General features: G+C 57.8%; 16 protein-coding genes and 3 pseudogenes. 10 read left to right on the plus strand and 9 right to left on the minus strand.

The features are described from left to right. Window positions 1–113: transposase domain-containing protein (locus tag O7A70_RS32200; protein WP_337143964.1), on the plus strand; the 113-nt coding region annotated here is incomplete at its 5' end. A 212-nt stretch (window positions 114–325) separates the two neighbouring features. Here O7A70_RS32200 and O7A70_RS32205 read toward each other — a convergent pair. The 8 genes from O7A70_RS32205 to O7A70_RS32240 form a co-directional block, all read right to left on the minus strand. Then, window positions 326–1,456, minus strand: a complete 1,131-nt coding sequence (locus O7A70_RS32205; protein WP_337143946.1) for an ABC transporter ATP-binding protein — start codon at window positions 1,454–1,456, stop codon at window positions 326–328. Continuing rightward, window positions 1,453–2,469 carry an ABC transporter ATP-binding protein gene (locus O7A70_RS32210; RefSeq protein ID WP_337143948.1) on the minus strand — a complete coding sequence of 339 codons (1,017 nt, stop codon included), beginning with the start codon at window positions 2,467–2,469 and terminating at the stop codon, window positions 1,453–1,455. Before O7A70_RS32210 ends, O7A70_RS32205 begins: the two co-directional genes overlap by 4 nt. Beyond that, window positions 2,466–3,362 (minus strand): ABC transporter permease, encoded by an 897-nt coding sequence (locus tag O7A70_RS32215; RefSeq protein WP_337143949.1) that lies wholly within the window; start codon window positions 3,360–3,362, stop codon window positions 2,466–2,468. Before O7A70_RS32215 ends, O7A70_RS32210 begins: the two co-directional genes overlap by 4 nt. Further along, window positions 3,362–4,300 carry an ABC transporter permease gene (locus O7A70_RS32220; RefSeq protein WP_337143950.1) on the minus strand — a complete coding sequence of 313 codons (939 nt, stop codon included), beginning with the start codon at window positions 4,298–4,300 and terminating at the stop codon, window positions 3,362–3,364. Before O7A70_RS32220 ends, O7A70_RS32215 begins: the two co-directional genes overlap by 1 nt. Window positions 4,301–4,321: 21 nt before the next feature. Continuing rightward, window positions 4,322–5,908, minus strand: coding sequence for an ABC transporter substrate-binding protein (locus O7A70_RS32225; protein WP_337143951.1), 1,587 nt, complete (start codon window positions 5,906–5,908; stop codon window positions 4,322–4,324). A 148-nt stretch (window positions 5,909–6,056) separates the two neighbouring features. Continuing rightward, complete coding sequence (locus tag O7A70_RS32230) at window positions 6,057–7,037, minus strand: carbon-nitrogen hydrolase family protein (protein ID WP_337143952.1); 981 nt, start codon at window positions 7,035–7,037, stop codon at window positions 6,057–6,059. Window positions 7,038–7,302: 265 nt separating this feature from the next. After that, window positions 7,303–8,463, minus strand: a complete 1,161-nt coding sequence (locus O7A70_RS32235) for a serine hydrolase domain-containing protein (RefSeq protein WP_337143953.1) — start codon at window positions 8,461–8,463, stop codon at window positions 7,303–7,305. 125 nt (window positions 8,464–8,588) lie between these two features. After that, on the minus strand, window positions 8,589–9,767 hold the full coding sequence (locus O7A70_RS32240; protein ID WP_337143954.1) for a M24 family metallopeptidase: 1,179 nt from the start codon (window positions 9,765–9,767) through the stop codon (window positions 8,589–8,591). A 963-nt stretch (window positions 9,768–10,730) separates the two neighbouring features. On the opposite strand from O7A70_RS32240, the gene O7A70_RS34370 reads away from it, so the two are divergent. From O7A70_RS34370 to O7A70_RS32255, 5 genes and pseudogenes are all read left to right on the plus strand, one after another. Next, entirely contained in the window at window positions 10,731–10,967 is a 237-nt protein-coding gene (locus O7A70_RS34370; RefSeq protein WP_442921243.1) for an MFS transporter, read from the plus strand. Window positions 10,968–11,299: 332 nt separating this feature from the next. Next, window positions 11,300–11,839: pseudogene (locus O7A70_RS34375) on the plus strand (MFS transporter). Next, on the plus strand, window positions 11,832–12,020 hold the full coding sequence (locus O7A70_RS34380) for a hypothetical protein (protein WP_442921244.1): 189 nt from the start codon (window positions 11,832–11,834) through the stop codon (window positions 12,018–12,020). The pseudogene O7A70_RS34375 and the gene O7A70_RS34380 overlap by 8 nt, the downstream one beginning before the upstream one ends. A 186-nt stretch (window positions 12,021–12,206) precedes the next feature. Continuing rightward, window positions 12,207–12,422 (plus strand): annotated as a pseudogene (locus O7A70_RS32250) (ISNCY family transposase); the annotation flags it as partial. 394 nt (window positions 12,423–12,816) lie between these two features. Continuing rightward, window positions 12,817–12,996, plus strand: coding sequence for a hypothetical protein (locus O7A70_RS32255; protein ID WP_337143956.1), 180 nt, complete (start codon window positions 12,817–12,819; stop codon window positions 12,994–12,996). Here the strand turns inward: O7A70_RS32255 and O7A70_RS32260 are convergent. Beyond that, window positions 12,993–13,778, minus strand: a complete 786-nt coding sequence (locus tag O7A70_RS32260; protein ID WP_337143957.1) for an SDR family NAD(P)-dependent oxidoreductase — start codon at window positions 13,776–13,778, stop codon at window positions 12,993–12,995. The two genes, O7A70_RS32255 and O7A70_RS32260, sit on opposite strands and share 4 nt — an antisense overlap. 669 nt (window positions 13,779–14,447) lie before the next feature. Here O7A70_RS32260 and O7A70_RS34385 point away from each other — a divergent pair. From O7A70_RS34385 to O7A70_RS32280, 4 genes and pseudogenes are all read left to right on the plus strand, one after another. Next, window positions 14,448–15,014, plus strand: a pseudogene (locus tag O7A70_RS34385) (IS30 family transposase); the annotation flags it as partial. A gap of 281 nt (window positions 15,015–15,295) precedes the next feature. Then, window positions 15,296–16,291: a RimK family alpha-L-glutamate ligase gene (locus O7A70_RS32270; RefSeq protein ID WP_337143959.1), complete on the plus strand. Its 996-nt coding sequence runs from the start codon at window positions 15,296–15,298 to the stop codon at window positions 16,289–16,291. Between the two features lie 783 nt (window positions 16,292–17,074). Beyond that, a complete protein-coding gene (locus tag O7A70_RS32275) occupies window positions 17,075–18,136 on the plus strand; it encodes a Gfo/Idh/MocA family protein (protein WP_337143961.1) in 1,062 nt (353 codons plus the stop codon). Window positions 18,137–18,316: 180 nt separating this feature from the next. Further along, a protein-coding gene (locus tag O7A70_RS32280) for an IS3 family transposase (protein ID WP_442921245.1) occupies window positions 18,317–19,419 on the plus strand; the annotation gives its coding sequence in 2 pieces (ribosomal slippage) (window positions 18,317–18,578 and window positions 18,578–19,419; 1,104 coding nt in all). Window positions 19,420–20,284 lie beyond the last annotated feature (865 nt).

A 20,284-nucleotide genomic window follows, 5' to 3' on the forward strand; every position in this document is an offset into this window, starting at 1 on the left:
ACGCCTACCTCGCCGACGTCATCACCCGCATCGTCGCAGGCCATCCGCAAAGCCAGCTCGACGACCTGCTGCCCTGGGCCTATGCCCCCGCGCCACTCAAGGCCGTGGCCTGAGAACAGCGGTTACAATGCAAACGCGGCTCTTGCCGATGGTCGGTATTTGCTACCAAGGGCCCGGCAGGAGACGGAGCTCACTGCCGGGCCGGTACGCCTTGGGAGGAGGCGTTATGAAACGAGTTCACGCTGGATTGCCTGACATCAGACCGATAGTTCGTATTGGGCCCCGTTTGGCGCCACGACCGGCGCTCCGAACGCCGCCATCAAGATCACGTGGTCGACGTAGAACCTCCTTTTTCGCTCCGCGACCGCCGTCGAATCAGAGCTTTTTTCTGGGCTCCCCGCTCCAGGCCAGCGTTGATCCTGTCGGAAATCTGCGAACCCGGCCGCTGCTCTAATGCTACCTGGGTTTCGCAGGTGAGCGGGAAGTGGCATCTGAAGCGATGCGCTGTATCATCCGAGTTGGCTGCAAGCTCGGGGAAAACCCGGCTGCAGATGTCCTGCTGCGCGTAACGGCATCGGGTGTGGAACTCGCAGCCGGAGGGCCGTCTCAGCATGCTCGGGACCTCACCTTTGATCTCGATGCGGTTGAGAACGGCATCCGGATCGGGCACCGGGTTGGCCGACAGCAAGGCTTGCGTATATGGGTGACTCGGACAGTCGAAAATGCCCTCGGTTGAGCCGATCTCGACAATGCGGCCGAGATACATGATCGCCATATGATTGGCCATATGGCGTACCACATTGAGGTTGTGGGTGATGATCAGGATCGCGATACCGAGTTCATCCTGGAGGCGGGCAAGCAGATTGAGCACCTCGCCCTGGACCGACACATCGAGCCCAGCTGTTGGCTCGTCGGCGATGATCAGGTCAGGGTTGAGTGCAAGGGCACGCGCAACGCCGACGCGCCTGGCCTGCCCACCGGAGAGCTGGTGGGGATAACGGCGCTGAAAGTCGGCCGGCAGGCCGACCATGCGCAACAGGCGCTCTGCTTCGGCAGCGCGATCGCGAGTGCTCACGCCATGGATGCGGAATGGCTCGGTGAGGAGCGACTGCACCGTCAGCCGGGGCGAGAGCGAGCCGACGGGATCCTGGAACATCATGGCCATGCGGCGCAGGTAGGGCTTTCGATCAGCAGCTTTGAGGCCGATAAGTTCCTGCCCGTCGAAACGAATGCGGCCGCTAAAAGCCGGCTGGAGGCCCATGATCGTGCGCGCGATGGTGGATTTTCCAGATCCGCTTTCGCCGACGAGCGCAAGCGTCTCGCCCTTGCGGATTTCAAAGGAGACGCCGCACACAGCGTCAATGAAAGGATCTGCCGTGCCCGTGGTGAGCGCCTTCAGTGAGCCCATGGTTCGGAAGCGGACGCGCAGGTCCTGGACATTCAGCAAAGCATTCATGCCGCAACCATCCCAGCTCGATCCAGCAGGTGGCATCGCGCGACCTGTCCAGCAGCGACACGGTATTCGCCAGGCGTTTCATGCACGCAGCGATCGAAGGCGTGAGGACATCGCGGGCGGAAGATACAGCCTTTTTTGCTTCCGAGCAGACTGGGAACCTCTCCCGGAATGGTGGGCAGATTGCGCGTCCGTTGTTTGATCCGTCCGGGATCGCATTCAAGGAGGGCACGTGTGTAAGGGTGACCCGGATTATGGAAGATGTCGCGCACGGCGCCCTGCTCAACCACCTCGCCCGCATACATTACGGCAACGTGGTCACACAGTTCGGCCACGACACCGAGATGATGGGAAACGAAGAGGATGGAGCAACCGATCTCCTGTTGTAGATCCTTGAGCAGGTGAATGATCTGGACTTCCAACGTCGCATCAAGGGCGGTGGTAGGCTCGTCGGCGATAAGGAGCGACGGCTTCACAAGAAGCGCCATGGCAATGCAGATGCGCTGGCGCATGCCACCAGAGAACTGATGCGGATAATTGCCGATACGGTTTTGCGGATCGGGAATTCCGACGCGCTTGAGCATGTCAACCGCGCGAGAGCATTTGGCGCTGCGGCTTCCTTGTTCGTGATGCTGGATATCAATCATTTGTCCTTCGATGGTCCGCACCGGATTGAGCGCAGTCATTGGATCCTGGAAGATCATGGAGAGCCGATCGCCCTTCAGACTACGTCGCGCCTGGGCAGTCAGTGTGAGCTGGTCGCGCCCTTCAAAGACAATGCTGCCGGCAGTAACCTGAGCGTTTTCTGGAAGCAGCCCCATCACCGTATAGGCCAGTGTGGATTTGCCGGATCCGCTTTCCCCGACGATCCCGACTACCTGTCCAGCCGGCACGTCGAGCGAAACGTTGCGCAGGGCATGAACACGTCCGCCTGGTGAGCTGAAGTCGAGGCTGAGGTTCCGAACCTCGAGAAGCGGACGGGCGGATACACGCGGCCTCGGATCGTCCCGTCTCATAAGTCTTTCCGCAGCTTGGGATCGAATATATCACGCAATGCTTCGCCAAGGAATGTGAAGCCCAAGGTGGCGACTACGATTGGAAGACCCCCGGCAATGACGAGCCATGGCGTTTGATTGATATAGCTGTAGCCATCGTTCAGAATCGCTCCCCAGTCCGGAGTCGGAGGGCGCACACCCATGCCCAGAAAGCCCAGACCTGCTTCAAAGGCAATCACAGCCGGCACATCCATGCTCACTAGGATAAGAAGCGGACCTACCACGTTTGGCAACATGTGGACCGCAAGGATGCGCGTCGTACCGGCGCCCATGCTTCGCTCTGCATCGATGTAATCGCTGTTGCGCAGCGCTTGTGTTTGGGTGCGCACGACGCGCGCATAGATCGGCATGGATGTTATTGCGATGACCAGGATTACGCTCGACATGCTAGGCCCCAAAAGGGCGATGATGGCCAAAGCAAATATGATACTGGGAAACGAGCGGATGGTGTCGAAGAATAGTAGCAGAAGATTGTCGAGCCAGCGTGGCCCGAACCCTGCTATCAGCCCAAGCACGAGGCCAACGACCAGCGAACTGCCGAGTGATGCAAATGCGACGAGAAGCGGGATGCGACCGCCTATGATGGTCCGCGAATAGGTGTCGCGGCCTAGTTGATCCGTGCCAAGAAGAAAATCTGCCGAAGGTCCTGCCAGACGAGGCCCGACCATTATGCTGATAGGGTCATGTGTGACGATGAGCGGGGCAAAGATTGCGCTTGCCACCATGACCAGGACAAGCACCGCGCCAAGCGTGCCCAGACGGTTCTGAAGCAGTTGCCGCAGGAAGCCTCCAAGGGCACCTGCGTTGTCCCTTGGGGACGTTTTTGTACCAGTTGTCTCCATGCTCGTCGTCATCAGAGCGTTTCCCGAGCCCGCGGATCAAGGCTTGCATTGACCAGATCCGAGGCTGTTGTTGAAATGACGATAAGGAAGGTGGTGACCACGACGACGCCCATCACGATTGGATAGTTGCGGGCGTTTACTGCCTGCACGATCAGCGTGCCTATCCCCGGTCTCGCGAACACCACCTCGACAAAAACTGCCCCTGACAGCAGCCATGCGATCCCTACGCCCAAGATGGTTATCGTTGGCAAGATCGCAATCGGAAGAGCGTAACGAAGAACGATGCGCCATTCCGAAATCCCGAAAGAGCGAGCCATGCGGATATGGTTCTCTCCTAGAATTTCAAGCATCGACGCGCGCACCAGTCGAGAGATGTAGCCCACCCAACCGATGCCCATTGCAAAGCTCGGCAAGACCAGATGGACAAGCCCATCCAAAAAGCCCTCGCCGGGTCCAATCGCTGGGAGCCAGCGGAGGGCAACGGCGAAGATCAGCAAGGTGTACACTGCTACGACAAAGGAGGGGATGGCGATGGTGGCGACCGCGACCACCCCAACCGCCTGATCGAGCAGGGAATTGCGCCGCATCGCAGAGTAGCACCCCAGCGGCACAGCGATGGCGACGGCCCAAAAGATCGAGACAAGGATCAGCTCGATCGTGTAGGGCAATTGCGCAAACACCATTTCGGCGACAGGTCTCTGGCTGAACACGTCATACCCGAGATCACCGTGAATAAGTCCTCCGAAGAACCTGCCTATCTGTACGAGAAGCGGTTTGTCGAGCCCCATCTGCTGGTGCAACTGCATTCTCATTTCGGGTGTGGCGCGCGGGCCGAGCAGAATAGCCGCTGGATCGCCCGGCACCGAATGGATCATCAGGAACAGAAGCGTCACCGCGGTCGCGATGATCGTGACCGCGAGGACCAACCTCTTGCAAAGATAAAGTAGCATACCGCAGTCCGATGGGGCCGGTTAGGCCGAAGTAGGCTTGAAGTCGACGTACAACGGGATGCCATCCGGACGGGTCGCAGCCTGTATCTTAGTCGTGCGATATACGACAGGAGTAACACCATGTGTCAGGAAACGGTAGGCGCCCGACTCCTCCACGAGGTCCTGCATCTCGTAATAGAGCTTTGCCCGCTCGTTTGGATCCTCGACACCCTTTGCCTTGGCGTTGAGCTCGTCATAGCGGTCACTGCGGAAGCGCTCCCAATTCCAAATACCCACTTGGTCCGACGTGGACCCCATGAAGTAAAAAGGATCCGGCAGGCCGTTGTCATTTCTGATAAAGAGCTGCAGATTCTTCCATCGATCGCCTGCAGACTCCTGGCCGATGGTCCAGAAGGAAGCGGGGTCCTGCGCATTGACCTGGACTGTAATGCCGATCTGCGACAGCTGCGCCTGAATCGTCTGGGCCATTATCGAGGCAATGCCAATGTTGTCGCAATCGAGGGTTAGCTGCAGGTCTCTGACCCCGGCCTTGTCCAAGAATTCCTTGGCTTTGGCGAGGTCACCTTCCGGTGGAATAAGCGCCTTTTCGCGATGTCCAATTATACCTGGCGGTATTGTCCCAGTTGCCACGTTGGCCTGCCCACCGTAGGCGGTATCGACGACCTGGGGCACATTGATGGCCCATTGAATTGCCTTGCGGACATTGATGTCCTTCAGCTGCGGGTTATCCATGTTCATCCCAAGCCAGAGGTAGTGAAGGGAGGGGTGCGCCTCAACCTTCGTATCCGGCGGCGGATTGCTCTTGAACGTTGCCAGTGAATCGGGACCGATCGTGGCGAAATCAATATCGCCGGCCTGATAGGCCCGTTCCGCCGTCTTGATGTCAATAATCGGTATGATGCGAATCTCATCAAATCCCGGCTTCGGACCAGACCAGTCAGGATTACGGGTCAATAGCGTGTATTGATTTTGTTTCCACTCCGCGAGCACATAGGGTCCAGAGAACGCTGGCGGGTTCATGCCGAAATTGCCGCCGTCCTTGGTGGCCTTCATCACCGCTTGCTCGGAAACGATATGACCGGTGGCATAGGGGAAACTGACGTACCAAGCCGGCACAAAGGGCGTCTTGTACACGATAACGCCTGTATGATCATCCTCGATCTCGACATGATCCAAGGGACCTAGCTCCCCCGTAGTCCAATAGTTGTGCTTGACGATGCGCTCAAATGAGAACTTGACGTCTTTGGCAGTCATCTCACCATAACCACCGGTGAATTTGATGCCTTTCTTCAGACGAAACCGAATATGGGTGGGATCGACCTGGTCGAGTTTCTCCGTGGCGTCCAGATCCCAGCGCCATTCAGACCCCGGCTTGAAATGTGTCAGCTTTGAATAGAGGCAATTTATTACGTCAACCTCGTAACTCGTGGTGTAAAAGCCAGGATCCAGCGATACAAAATTCGCCTCAATGGCGACCTTGAGTACTTTTCCTTCCGCCGCCCAGATGACCTGCGAGAGCGGCATCCCGCCGGCCACGATACCACCGCCTAGGGCGGCTCCTCCCTTAAGAAGAGTGCGTCGGTTAATGTTATTGATAAGACCTTCCATAGTTTCCTCCCAATTCAGGTTTATCAGCTGCTGCGGTAGTAGATTAGAGGTGGTTTGTCCTCGCCTCACGCTCTGCCATTTGAGCCGCAGATTACGGCCCAGAAAGATGAAGGAGCGCTGGGGGACATTGGCTTCTATTTTCTGCAGATTATTTCCCCGAGCGCATCCGCATGGGGAGGGGCTGTTCCGCCGTCTTATGGTCCGCTCGCCCTATAGGGAGCACTGGAGCCACCTTGCCTATGTGGCGATACGAGATATCCGCCAGCAGCCCGTAGTGTTCCGGCCGCCTCTCCCCGATCAGGCTACTGCTCACTCCCGGCGCATTATCCGTTCTCGCGCGCTCGACCTCACCCTTTATATCCGCCTCATGGATGACGAGACCCTCGTCGTCGGCCAAATATGCGACCACCTTGCCGAACGGATCGACGATTTGGCTGCCGCCGTAATAGTCGAAAGCGTCGCGCTTCCCGCAATGGTTGGAGATGATGAGCCAGGAATGGTTGCAGACAGCATTGCTCCGGGCCAGGAGGTCCATGGCCGATCCCAGTTGGTCGTTACCGCGGTCACGCCCGGTCATCGGCCATGCCGTAGACATCAGGATCATATCCGCACCCTGCAGCGCGTAACTGCGCAAAAGTTCAGGAAACCATAGATCGTGACAGATGATGGTGCCGACCCTGCACAGATGGGTATCGATCGTCGAGTAGTCCTCGCCAGGGGCGAAATACGGATACTCAAAGAGATTGTGTATCTTGCGGTAGTTTCCAAGTAGGCCGGTCGGACCGACCAGCGCAGCCGCATTGAAGAGCACGTTGCCATGGAGTCCGCGCTCGGCCAGTCCGAACTGGATGAACATCCCATGTCGCCTAGCGGCTTCAGCGAGGATTTCAGTAGAAGGCCCGGGAATCGGCTCCGCCTCCCGCACGAAGTATCGCTTCAAGCGCGTCATGTTGGCGTCGCCGTACTGGTAAGCGGAATCTGCGTAACCTTGCAGCGCCATTTCAGGCAGGACGAGAAGGCGCACGCCCGCAGCCGCAGCCTCCTCAACCATCTCCAGCATCTTGGCCAAATTGCGCTTCTTGTCATGCGTGATCAGCAGGTTTGCCGCGGCGATCTTAGAAACACTCATCCCACACGTCCTTTCCTGACGCGACGATGCCCTTTCCGGCTCGTCGAATTCTAGGCTGTTGAAAAAGCAGTTTGGTCACGGACCAAAGTCGACCCCGTATCTCCGAGACTTTTCATCAGCCTGCCAGGCCACCCCCGGCGGGCATCATCATACGTGGTGTCTTCACCACTCTGCTACCGCCGCCGAGATCAAGGGCTCCTCTCAATGAGACGAGTGCGGCGGTCGATGTCTTACACATACCTTCACGGTCGGCGCCGACAAAACGTTACGTTCCGTTGAAAGAGGACCCAGGTCCGATTGACAGCGATTGAGTTCCTGCGAGTTCGGCCATCATGTTGATTAGGGGTGGGTAAATCTCGGCGTCGTCACCGCTTTGGTTTTCGTGCACGCCCAAGTAGACAACGGCGATGCCAGTGTCGGGGTTCGCGAGCAGATACTGCCCCCCGTAGCCGCCGTGGCCGAGCCAGGCGCCGTTGGTTGTCGTCATCCGGCTATAGTACATCCCGTCGCGTGGCTTTGGCCAGGAAGGTCCTGGATTGAGGCGTGTATCTTCGATGAAGGCCGCATCGGCGACACGCCGGCCGTCAACACCCTCGCCCCTGCGGGCGAAGAGCAGGCCGTACCGCGCAAGATCACGGGCCGAGAGCGAGGCGAGTCCACCGAGCGACGGTACACCCTCGCGGTCGCAGAGGATATGGAAGGAGCCCTCGAGGCCTGCCCCCTCGACGATCTCGATGAGCCAGTCGCGAACCGGCCGCTTGCTCACACGCTCGACGATCCAGCCGAGCACTTCGGGGCTCGCCGAATTGTAGATCAGGTGCTCTGTCGGGTTAGCCAGATCATCTCCGGTGATGCCAGAGATGAAGGAGCGGATCGTCGCCTCACTCCCATCGCCCGGTGAACGCAAACCGGTCGCGACCTCCAGAGGCAAATAGTCTTTGTCATCACTGTAATTGTTGGCGACATTCATATCAGCCACCGCCCTGACGGTCGCCTCTGCATAGCCACTCCCGATCTCGGGCAGGTAGTCCTTGACCTTTCGGTCAAGCTCAAGAACACCGTCTGCGACGCAGCGGCCAAGCATGATATTGACGAGCGTCTTTGTGATCGATTGGAGGGTTTGCCGCCTGTCCGGTCCGAAGTCCGAAGCATAGGCCTCGAAGAGGAGGCGATCTTCGCGGGCGACAACGAAAGCAGAGAAATGCGGCACAGAGAGGAATCGGACGACGTCCGGTCGCTCCCTAATAGTCCAGTCAATATCTTTCCTGAATGAAAGCACGCGCGATGAACGCAGTGAGGTCACGTATCGGCCGATCGTATGCAGATTCTGGAAACTTTGCCGACGGGTATTCGCCTGATTCCAGTGCACACTGTTATCGATCGGCGACACGACCAAGTCCGGGTTCGGTATCGAATCAATCGTCATAGTGTAGGTATCCTATTGGGTTCTTAGTCTGTGTCAGATCATCGTGGTAGCCTTCAAGACCCGCTTGCAGTCGCGAGCTAAACGAGCCAACTAGATACAGAGTTGTCGCGACTCCAGTCGTTACTTCATGCGGGACGCTCGAAAAGGATGCGCGGAACCTTGCTCAGCAATTCCGGACCACGTTCGGTGACGCGGACGGTGTCGCTCAAAAAGTACTGTTCGCCGGGCTCGTAAAAGCCAAGGTGGACGAGGAAGGTCATGTTGGCCTGGATCTCGGTGTCGTTGTTGGCCCCGAGGCTCGGGCCGTCGGTCCAGTCGAGCCCAACAGAGTAGCCCAGACGCGAGTCCTTTGTGAGGCCATGCGGCCGGATAGCTGCCTGGAAGGCGCGAGCGACATCGGCGCAGGTCGCGCCGGGGCGGAGGGCCTCGACGGCAGCCTGGTGCCCCGCTAGCACCCCTTCATGCTGGTTCTTTCGGTGCGACGGGACGAGGCCGAGATGCACGGTCCTCGTCACTGGTGCTACATACCGGTGTCGGCTGGCGGCAATCGGACCGACATAATACTGCTCACCAGCGACGAAGATGTCGTCCATAAAAGGCTGATGTGGCGCAAGGGAGAGCTTGCCACCATGAATATACGGTGGCGACGGCGGCGGCCCGCCGGGAATGGTCTCTGTGCCAGCGCAGAGCGCCGACATGATCGCAGCGGCTACGTCGCAATGCCGGACGCCGGCGGCGACCTTGTCGATGCCCGCGAGTATCGCCCGGTCGGCGATCGCCGCCGCCTGGGTCATGTACAATAGCTCGCGCTCGGACTTGACCACTCGGCAGGCCGCCACCAGGTCACCACCATCAATCGGCTCCTGACCTCCCAATGCGGCAACGAGCTTGGGGTAGTCAAAGATGCCCAGCCCAGACACTTCAACGCCGATACGTGCAGATGCCTTTACCTTGCTCTTGACGCACTTGCCGATGAATTCCCAAGCACTCTCCCCGCCGGTGCCGGCGACATAGCTTTCGGCATAGCCGATAACCCGGTCCTCTGGAAGCCAGCATCCGGCTTCGGCCGCAGTGTCTGCGTCCATCTTGCGCAGGATGAAATACGGCTGATCCTCTAACGTTACGAGTACAGCTTGCGGCTCGTCACCGGAAAACGACTCATACCCTAGGAGATAGCACTGATTGGACTGCGAGATGACCATCAGCGCGTCCATCCCGGCACTGGACATTCTGGCACGCACTTTATCAAGACGAGCGCGATACTCCGACGGCTCAAACGCCTGCACAATATTTCTGTCGTTCATAAACTGTCTCCTCCTAAACTTCAAAAGCTGGCGGGGAGCGAACCCGCCGCTAATGCCACCCGGGCATTTTGGCCGCCAGCTCGAAGCGGGAACGCGTCTCGATAGCCGCTTCACCTCTTCAAACTGCGATGCTGGGAAAACTGTCGACATATTGTCGTGAATGTCAACTGGTTTTTTGAGACGCACGTGCGAATATGGGGAGTCGGGTACGTCTCCTCATCACATCGGGCGGTTTTATGCTGCCGTGACTTCGCGGCTCATGGGTCATAGTCTCAGGGTGCGCCTCTTGACGATCGGCTAGTCATTTTCACCGGACTAAGCGTCTATAGGCCGTGACCAGCTAACGTCCCGCCATCATGAGCGACGATCGTCTGATCTTGTGCAGACGACATTACGTCAAGAAAGACCTGTTCGAGCGCTTGCCGCTTCACATCGATATCGGCCGCCGCCAATCGCATAGTGGCGGCGGAGCTAACTGGTAGGACCCTAAGCCGGTAGCCATTTGACAAGCCGGCAATCGGCGCGGTAGCACCAGCCCAAAGCTGAGAGCGCGGGTGCAAATTGACCGCAGCCATCGGGCTCTGCGACCCCGACCAGCTTACACCCAACTGGCGCCAAGACTCGGGATGGCGGTGTGACGTCTTTTGTATCGAGAGCGCAATAACGGAACTTAGTTGTTACGCAGCTGCGCCAAAGGTCGGCTGTCAGCAGGTGAGGGACGTTTAGAACGTCATGTGCCCCGAAAATTCCTAGCCCTTTGCGGCGAATACACTGCTCTCTCTCCAGAACCGGTCTTTCGTTCAGTATGGACTGCCACGCAGATTTCCAGTCTCGGCTGGCTCATCCAAAGCGTGGCGATCAGCTGCCTTACCTCATGGCCACCATTCCAGCCTCCGATCTGATGGTCCTGGTGCAGGCTGCTCGACGCTGCCCGCCTTCTTTCTGTCGATCCTTGCCGGGCCATTGCCGACAGTCTCAGCCGTCGCGGGGGGGGGTGATGCTGCCGGACACTGCCTGATCGCGCTGGCATCAACCACGCTGGCTCTCTATGTGGCGCTGGGCTTTGTCAGTCCCTGGTTGATCCTGGGTCTTAGTTTCCTGGCCGGCTGCGGTTTTGCCTTGAATGATCCAGCCTGGCTCGCCTCCGTTGGCGACATTCTGGAAAAGCGGGAGATACCCGCTGCCGTGACGCTCATGTAGTAGGTTACAACGTTGTTCGAAGCATAGGACCGGCGCTGGGCGGCGTAATTTTGGCGCTTCTGGGACCTCTGACCGCTTTCGTCTTGGCGGCGCTGAGCGATCTCGTCCCATGGAGCGTCGTCCTGCGTTCCAATGGCACGTCCGCTCGTCGCCGCTTCCGCGGGAACGGATGATACGTCCATCCGCGATGGGATGCGCTTCACAGCGATTTCCTCGGAGATTCGGTTCGCGATCGTGCCGGCAACCTTGTTTGGGTTGTCGAGCATCTCGATTCTCGCTCTGCCCCGCTCCTTGTGCGTGATCAGTTGGCGGGTGGTCCACTCGTTTACGGCGTGCTGCTGGCTGGCTTCGGCGCAGGCGCCCTCGTCGTCGGACTGAGCGATGGCTACTTGAGACGCATCACCTCGCAACAGAAATTGGTCACGCTCGCATCTGTTGCCGGCGCAGTATGTTGCCTTTTGGTGGCTCTCACATCATCGGTTGCTGTGGCGGCGATCGCGCTTGCCGTCGGTGGCGCAGGCTGGGTTGTCACCTGGACGGGAACCGACGTGTGTGTGTAGTTGGCAAGCCCTGGATGGGTCGAGGGTCGCACGCTGTCGATCTATTATGCTTTGACACATGGCGGCATGGCAGCCGGCAGCCGGATCTGGGGTGCTGTCGCGCAGAACCGGGCATTCGAAGGTGCTGCAGTGGCGCTGTTACTGGTTGCGGCGGCGGAAAAGCTGCTGCCCATCGAGCTTTGGGAAGAATCGGATCAAGGGGCCGCCGACTTCATCCACCCGAATTGCCCGTCACTCTGCGGCCAAGGAGCGGTCCGATCGTGGTCAAGATCGGATTTGATCCCCGAAGCCAACATTGCGCTGCATGCGTGAAAGCCGGCGGGTTCAGAGCCGCGCCGACGCGCGCAATTGGACGCTGCAGCGAAATCTTCAGAACCCCGCTCTGTGGACCGAAGACATTCCGCACCCCAACCTTGACAGATTACCTTCGGCTAAATTATCGGCTAACGGTGGCTGGCAGGAAACTCGACGAGCACCTGTTGCAGGCCGGTGAGGCTCTTCCTCATGTCGCTTTCGATAGAGCGGTCGACCAGCCACGCGTCTGGCGGCGAAGTCCAGCCCTTGCCCTTCGTTTCGCGTCGCTAAAGGACGTAGGGCTGCCCGAATTCGCGAGGGACGCGGGCGGGATGCAGAATCGGGAAGATGCAAAGGTTATCGTTCCGGTACTGACGCCTACGCGGGGGGCTTTATCCAAACCGTCGTGCTCACCGACATCGCGACCGGCTGGACGGAATGTGCTGTTCGCGTACAGACGCTGTTGAGCACGCTGCTCACAGAATTGCGCAAGCAACCTGCCCATCGCACTTCTCGGTCTGGATTCATGAACGAGACGCTGAAGGACTCCCGCGACGCCGTCAACATCGTCTTCACGCGCTGCCGTCCCTATCCCAAGAACGGCTAAATGTTTGATCCCAGGCGCTTTCATCGAAACCGTTTACAACACGCAGCGCCTCCATTCGGCGCTCGACTATCTCACCCCGGCGGAATACGAACAGAAGCATTCAGGTGGGCGACGGATGGAAAAGGCGGCATAGCTTAACGCGGGAAACTGTCCGCGACTTTCCTTGTCTCAATCTGGGGGTGCATCACTCCAAGGGTGTCCGGGATTTACCGAAACACGCAGGCTGTCAACTGATCGGCCGCTGGCGGATCATCGAAGCTGACCTGTGGGATCGCGGCTATCTCGACCTCGGCGGACCCGCCACGATCACCATTGGGGCCGACAACCACGGTGAGATCGCATTTGGTGCCCTGCGAGCCGGCCTCGATCTCGGGTGCGGGCCCTCAAAATGGTCTTCTTCACATGGGCCGACTTCGATGAGATGGACGAAGTCACCGGCGACGGCTCCGCAGAATTGCTCGATGACGGCTCGATCGACATCACCTTCGACTATCCCAACGGCGACGAGGCTATCCTCAAGGCCAAACGTGATCCTTCTTCAACAGCCTCGGTGAGAGAAGCGGGTTAGCCGTTCGGCAGTAGCCCAAGATGGCTACCCGCATCGGCGACAATGATCTGACCGGTGATGTTGGACGCTTCCGTCAGGAGGAACAGCGCAGCCTCGGACATCTGTTCCGGTGTGCCTGCTTGGTGCAGAGGCGTCCGCTGTTCCTCTTCTTCCTTCATCTTTCGGTATTCGACTTCACCGACGCCGTTAAGGATCCAACGCGTTTGGATAAAGCCGGGAGAAATGGCATTTACGCGAACGGCGGGGCTCAGCCAGCGTGCAAGCGTCAAGGTGAGGGTATTTAGGGCGCCTTTAGACAGTACGTACGGTATTGAGCTGCCATGTCCGTTAAGTGTCGTATTGGAGGACACATTTACAATCGCACTTCGTTCGTTGCATTCCTCCCATTGTTTTCTCATGGCCGGAAACACCGCCCGGCTCATCATGAAAGCGCCTGTGGTATTCACGCGAAAGATACGGTCAAAATCCTCGGGCGTGATGTCATCAAGATCGCCGGCCTTCTGGAACTTTGTAGTGCCCGCGTTGTTGATGAGACCATCGATGCGCCCCCATTTGCTTAGAGTCTCGCTGACCAGCTGACGACAATCTATATCTCTCCCTACGTCGGCCTGCACAAGAATGGCTTCGACGCCGTACGCTTTCACTGTTGTGTAAGTCTCCTCGGCTTCCTTCTTGCTTCTAGTGTAGTTGATGGTGATGTTCCAACCGCGCGCGGCTAGGTCAATGGCGCAAGTCGCGCCCATGCCCGTCGCGGATCCTGTCACGATCGCTACTTTCGCCATCGTATTTCCTCCAGACAGTTGATTGCATCGACGAGCGCAAACGCCCGCATCGGATCGGCTATACCAAAGTCGAGATGAGAGCTTGGGAATTTTAGAATAACCAAGCAAACACCGAGGAAAATTTACACGGAACCAGTAATATTTCAATAGAAGTATCGTGAAGATAGCTAACAAGATGTGAAAAATTGTAAATTTTTAATTTCAATAAACGAGAGATGGCTGCGACGTCTTCGTGTGTGTCATTGCCAATTTAGATGATGCACATGCTGGTGACATCTCTGAGTGTGGTCGTTCATGTAAGACTAACTACATTTTCCATCTGTCGTCCGCATGAATGCTTCTGTTCGTATTCCTCGGGCGTGAGATAATCGAGCGCCGAATGGAGGCGCTGCGTGTTGGAAACGGTATCGATCAAAACACCGATGCGCCTGCGGGCATCATCTACATCCTTATAGGCGAGACTTGCACCTCTTCCTGCTTCAGGGTCTTCATGAAGCTCTCCGCCCTTGGCGTCGTCATATGGATTTCCGACCGGCTCATGCTCGCCTGGATATCACGACGTTCGACAGCGACGATCACCCCGCTCTGGAGGAGCACTGTTGGCCGACACCGGGACGGCCGCCAGTAGCGGGCGATCTGAACTCCAGCGATTCTGGTTGGGGATCGCGCAGGGGACTTTCTAGACGCGAGATCAGACGCCGTCTTGGTCGATCCGCCTCGACCATCTCCCGTGAGCTACGATGCCGCGACGCGCAGCGGCGGCCTGGAGTGCATCGACAGCCCAATGGCACGCCGAACGATCGGCCCGTCGGCCCAAACCGGCCAAGCTTGCTCTCAACACAACCTTGCGCACTTATGAGGAGCAGCGACTGGCCGGCGTCGTCATGACCCCGAGTGGCGCTGCCTTTCTTGGTTCCGCCGTTCCATGGATGGGCCGCCGGCATGGCCCGCGAAAGGATCAGCGATGGGCCAGGCTTGGAGCCCGGAGCAGATTGCCCGACGCTTGCTGATCGACTTCCCGGACGACAAGACGATGCGCGTCAGCCACGAAGCCATCTATAAAGCCCTCTTCGGTCAGGTCCGGGGAGCGCTACACCGCGAACTGTCGCCTGCTTGCGAACGGGGCGCGTTTGCGGGTCCTCAGAGCGGCGAGGCAAGAGCTTTGTCTCGCCGCAGATCATGATCAGTCAACGCTCCGCCGAGAAAAGCCCCTGGGCTGGAAAACGCCGGTGGAAGCGCCAGCGAGCCAGCACATTTTATCGATGTTGCCGCGCGCAGTCGCCGATGCAAGCTGACGGGGAGGAAGCAGCCCTGCTGATGGCCACCTCCCTCTCAAGCCCGCCCCCGCGCCCGCTGGAGCGTGGTCGTTTCTGGCCATAAAACGTGTGCTTTTGGACAAAGTGGCCATGTCGCACTTTCAGAGATCAGGGCAATCCCGGTACGGCACTTGGGCTTGCATATTGGCACGCATCTTGCTGCACATTGGGCACAGCGATGTTTTTGGTTAGGAGACCTTAATGAGATTGCTCTTGCTCATGAGCCGCCTCGATTACCTAGACGATTCTGAAGCACTTATTTGCAACGCGTTCCGGCGTGTTGGCTGGGAAGTCGTTTTTGGCGAAGTCAATGCTATTGCAGCAGAGGACTATCGCTGCTTCACACGAGGAGTGCTGTTGTCCGCAAGCGGGGAGCCGAGCGAACCCGGCTCTGCGGCACCGGGAAATCGAGAAGTATACTTTCTTGATGAATGTCAGCTGATTTGGGTCATGAACCCACCACAGGACTACGCGGCGCGCGACATATGGCAAATGCTGTGGCTGGCTTCAAGGCGAACAGCCTTTGTTAACAGCATTGAAGGCATGACATTTCTAAACACAAAGCATGCACTTGGCTACATCGTACCAAAAGAGAACAGAGCTTTTTCATATACATCGAGTGACTTCTCGTTTCTGTGGGATCACTATCGGCACGCCTCGGATAAATTGTGGGTAGCCAAGCCAGCAAATGCTGCATGCGGTCAAAATGTCTTCCTGCTTACACCGGGTGGCCGAAATGTTCGGGTAATACTTCAGTGCATTACTGGCAACGCTGACATGAAAAGCTTAATCTTTAATGACAAGCCGGAAATCACCGATTACGCTATTCTTCAGAAATTTATTCCTGAAGTCGAGCAAGGCGAAAAGAGGGTGGTCGTTACGTGTGGAGAGGTGGTTGCATGGTATGGTAGAGAGGGAAACCAGGACGATCATAGATCTAATATAGTGCAGGGTGGGACGCCTAAGTCAATCGATCTGCATTCTGGCGAGGTTAAGCTCGCCGAGGCGATCGGCCGAAAGCTAGTTAAGCATGGGGTAAATTTCATTGGCATAGACATGGCTTATCCTTATATAGTTGAGGTGAATATTGGGTACGCTAATGGTCTTTACAATTCTATGGTCACTTCTGGTATCGACCGTTCTGATCGGGTTGCAGAGCTGATTATTGCTGAATTTGAGAAAAATTTCTCGTCATGATGTAAAAAAGTTCTCTCTGACACATGACTGGCGCTACTTCGTTACATGCTGGAAATGCGGCCGGCCACATTGGATGCGGTAGTGCCGGTGGCCGGGGCGATGGGTAACCACTGTTCCTACTGGGACCGATAAATCTGCAGTGGTCGCCGACATTACCGGCGCGACCGGCATGTTTATCATACGCGCGACCCTTGCCGGCGAGCGCGATCCTGGGCGCTGATGTGCTTGCGCCATTATAGTTGTCAGTCCAGCGCCGATGACGATGCTCTCTTCGTCATGTCTGCTACTGATTCTCCGCGAGAACCCTCGCCGCGTCGGAAGGAATCCACCTATGCCAGCGTCCGAATTTGCGGAGGCCGCTCTACAAAGCATGCTGCCCCTTGCACGCGGCGACCTTGGCCTTCACCTCGTTACGGAGCTGCTCGGTGATGGCTTCTCCCATGCGATGCGGATCGAAACGAGTGAGAGCGGCTGATCGTTGGCGGGTTTCGATTGAGAGGCTATTTTACATAACTTTGCTTTAGATGACATGGCTCCTGTGCCAAGCTCTTCCGGCGGCCGGATGAAGTCGGCAGGAAAGCAGGTGCCCTGTCATTCGGCCGCAGCCTGAGTTCAGTGCCCATCATGCTCCTGGCGATCGCAATTTCTGAGCTTTAGAACGAGACGCACGCCTTGGGCGGGTTGCTCGAAAGTTCTCGCGAGCCGGAGGCATGTTGGTTGCACTTTTGATGAACGAAAAAGGTCGTCGCACGATCCAGTTGAGTGACGTTTTGGAGATGCCTCATGCCAATTAGGATAATTCAGGTTGGGCTTGGTCAATGGGGTGCAGACTGGGCTGAAACGGTCGTACCTCAGGTGCCCGAAGTCGAGGCGATAGGTTGGGTCGATCAGAACCCCGACACGTTGAAGCGAATGGAGCTGCGGTTGGGAGCTCGCCCGAACCAGTGTTTCCCAACCCTTGAAGCGGCACTGTCGAATATTAATACCGACGCTGTTTTGATTACGGCGGACGTTCGGGCGCATGCTTCTCTCATTGAACTTGCTCTGGAGGCCGGCAAGCACGTACTGGTAGAGAAGCCCTTTGTGTCTACGACCGTCGAGGCGGTGCGTCTCGTCGATTTGGCCGACCGTTGCCGCCTAACGCTTATGGTGAGCCAGAACTTCCGCTTCTTTCCTGCAGCTGTCAGCGCTGCCCAGCTTGTCAGAGAGCAGGTGCTCGGACCGCTAGGCGCAGTCCATATCGAATTCCGGCGATTCCTGAACTGTACGCCGGCAGATGCATCTTTTTACAACTTCCGACAGCCCCTTCTTGAGGATCTTGGCATCCACCACTTTGACCTGATGCGTATGGTGCTCGCGCAGGAACCCCGGGAGGTATATTGTACCGCCTGGCAGCCGGAAGGGAGTCCGTTCAGAGAGCCGCCCGCAGCGGCTGCGACGATCACTTTCGATCAAGGCACCGTCGTCACCTATCGCGGCAATTGGCTTAGCGTTGGAGCGGAGACGCCGTATGGTGGCGAATGGCATATGGAATGCGCCGAGGGCGAGATCATCTGGACCTGCCGCGGTGACCGCGATGTGACATTGGATGGCGATCAAGTCAGGATCCGAAAAGGCGGCCACCCCGCAGTGCCGATCGGCCTTCCGAAGATTGGATCGTTCGGACGAAGAGAAAGCTTGGCGACGTTTGCGCGAGCGGTCGAGAATGGCGACGTCGCACCGTTCGCAAGCCTGGGACGTGACAATATTGGCAGTCTCGCTCTCATGGAGGCCGCGATCACGTCGGCGACCACGGGGCGGGTGATATCGGTCGAAACGCTCAACAGCAAACGCCCGAAACACTAGGGCGTCCGCTAACGAAAACCGCTTGACGAATGCCGGGACACAGAAGACCGACAACGCCGACTAGCTTGGCATTGTTACATCATGCGCACCAAATGGTGTCGCCAAGCCTACCCGCTTTTCGGACAGTTCTGAGCTGGAATTTTCCAATTATGATCCCGAAGACGGGAGAAGGAGAGTTCCGTGAAGAGGTCAAAGTTTTCCGAGGCGCAGATCGCGTTTATTTTGCGCCAGGCGGATGAAGGAACGCCGGTTGCGGAGGTGTGCCGCAAGGCAGCCATCTCGGACGCGACATTCTATAATTGGAAGAAGCGCTATGGCGGGCTGACGCCGTCGGAGGTCAAGCGCATGCGCCAGCTCGAGGACGAGAACAATCGGCTGAAGAAGATAGTCGCCGACCTGACGCTCGATAAGGCCATGCTGCAGGATGTCTCGTCAAAAAAGCTCTGAAGCCTGTTCGCCGCCGGCGGCTTGTGGATGAGGTTCGGGCGGACTGGAAGGTGTCGATCCGCCGGGCATGCGCGACGTTCCTGATCGACACGTCGCTCTATCACTACAAGTCGAAGCGCGGCGACCAGGCTGCCTTGAAAGCCAGGATCAAGGAGATCGCGGCGACGCGGGTGCGCTACGGCTACCGGCGCGTCCATGCATTACTGCGCCGGGAGGGATGGCCCGTGAACAGCAGGCGAATCTATCGCCTCTACAAGGAGTTGGGCCTGCAAATCCGCAACAAGACGCCGAAGCGCCGGGTGAAGGCGAAGCTGCGAGACGATCGCCAGCCAGCCGTCGAACCCAACGACGTGTGGGCAATGGACTTCGTTCACGACCAGCTCGCGACGGGCAAGAAGATCCGGGTCCTGACGGTCGTCGATACGTTCTCACGCTACGTGCCGGTGCTCGACCCGCGCTTCAGTTACCGAGCCGAGGATGTGGTCAGGACACTGGAAAAGGTTTGCCCCAAGATCGGCTATCCGAAGACTATCCGGGTAGATCAAGGCTCGGAGTTCGTCTCCCGCGACCTCGATCTGTGGGCCTACACCAGGGGCGTCACGCTCGACTTCTCGCGACCGGGAAAGCCAACGGACAACGCTTACATCGAAGCCTTCAACGGCCGCTTCAGGGCGGAATGTTTGAACGCCCATTGGTTCCTGACGCTTGCCGACGCGGCCGAAAAGTTGGAGGATTGGCGCAGATACTACAACGAGGTGCGTCCACATGGCGCAATCGGGCACAAGGTTCCGATCTCGTTGATCAATCTCGATGGCTCCGCCAGCCCGCCATCGTGAAAACAGCCGGAAAACTCCACCTTCCGGCGGTCCAAAGTATGGTATCGGATCAAAACCCCGGAAGTTCCGGCCCGGGGCGATCCAAAGACGGGGAGCACGTCAAACGAGGAGACGGGCTAACTTATAGACGCGGACAAACGGGGAGCACGTCATGGTGAAATAGTCTCGATTCCCGCCCTCATGGCGCGATCAGCGATCACCCTCGCCTGTCTTATCAGCTCGATCTCGGCCTCGGACTTGATGATGCGAACCTAGTTCCCCAGATCCGAGGCATCCCTGAAGGTGCAACGGGGCAATGAGGCATGTGGGCATGTAGCTTCTCGAAGCGGCGTGCGGTGAAGTAGGAATTGTCCATTTCGACCCCGAGGACGCGCCCCCCAAGGCCTTGCGCTCAAGCTCTTGGGCGATGAACTCCATTGGGTGGCGTTCGGCTGATTGCACGTGGTCGGGGTAGCCGATCACGTTATTTGGCTGCAAATAGCTTGTCGCATTGGCACACGGCCACGTCGATGCCACGTCCGATCCAGATTGGCTCATGATCCAGTGCAATGATGGATCAGGCGATTGGCGCCCAAATTCCGCGTAACCGCCCGCAATCATGCGGTCTCGCGGCTCGCCAGTCGGCTAAAGATAGGGTGAACCGTTAGCGCCGAGATCACCGTATGAGCACATCTACCAGACCTATTCTGTCCAACGAAGAGCGTCACGCGGTCATCGAATTGCGCCATGCGATGCATCGTATCCATACGCGGAAGGCCGCAGACTTGGCTCGCGCGCAGGCGCCCTGGCTGATGTATGGTGAAGCTGTCGCTCAGGCGATGTGCTGACCCGGGGCCTTTTTGGCCTCACGCAGCCTTTTCCACGT

This window comes from Mesorhizobium sp. Cs1299R1N1, from assembly GCF_037179655.1.
Lineage (GTDB): Bacteria > Pseudomonadota > Alphaproteobacteria > Rhizobiales > Rhizobiaceae > Mesorhizobium > Mesorhizobium salmacidum.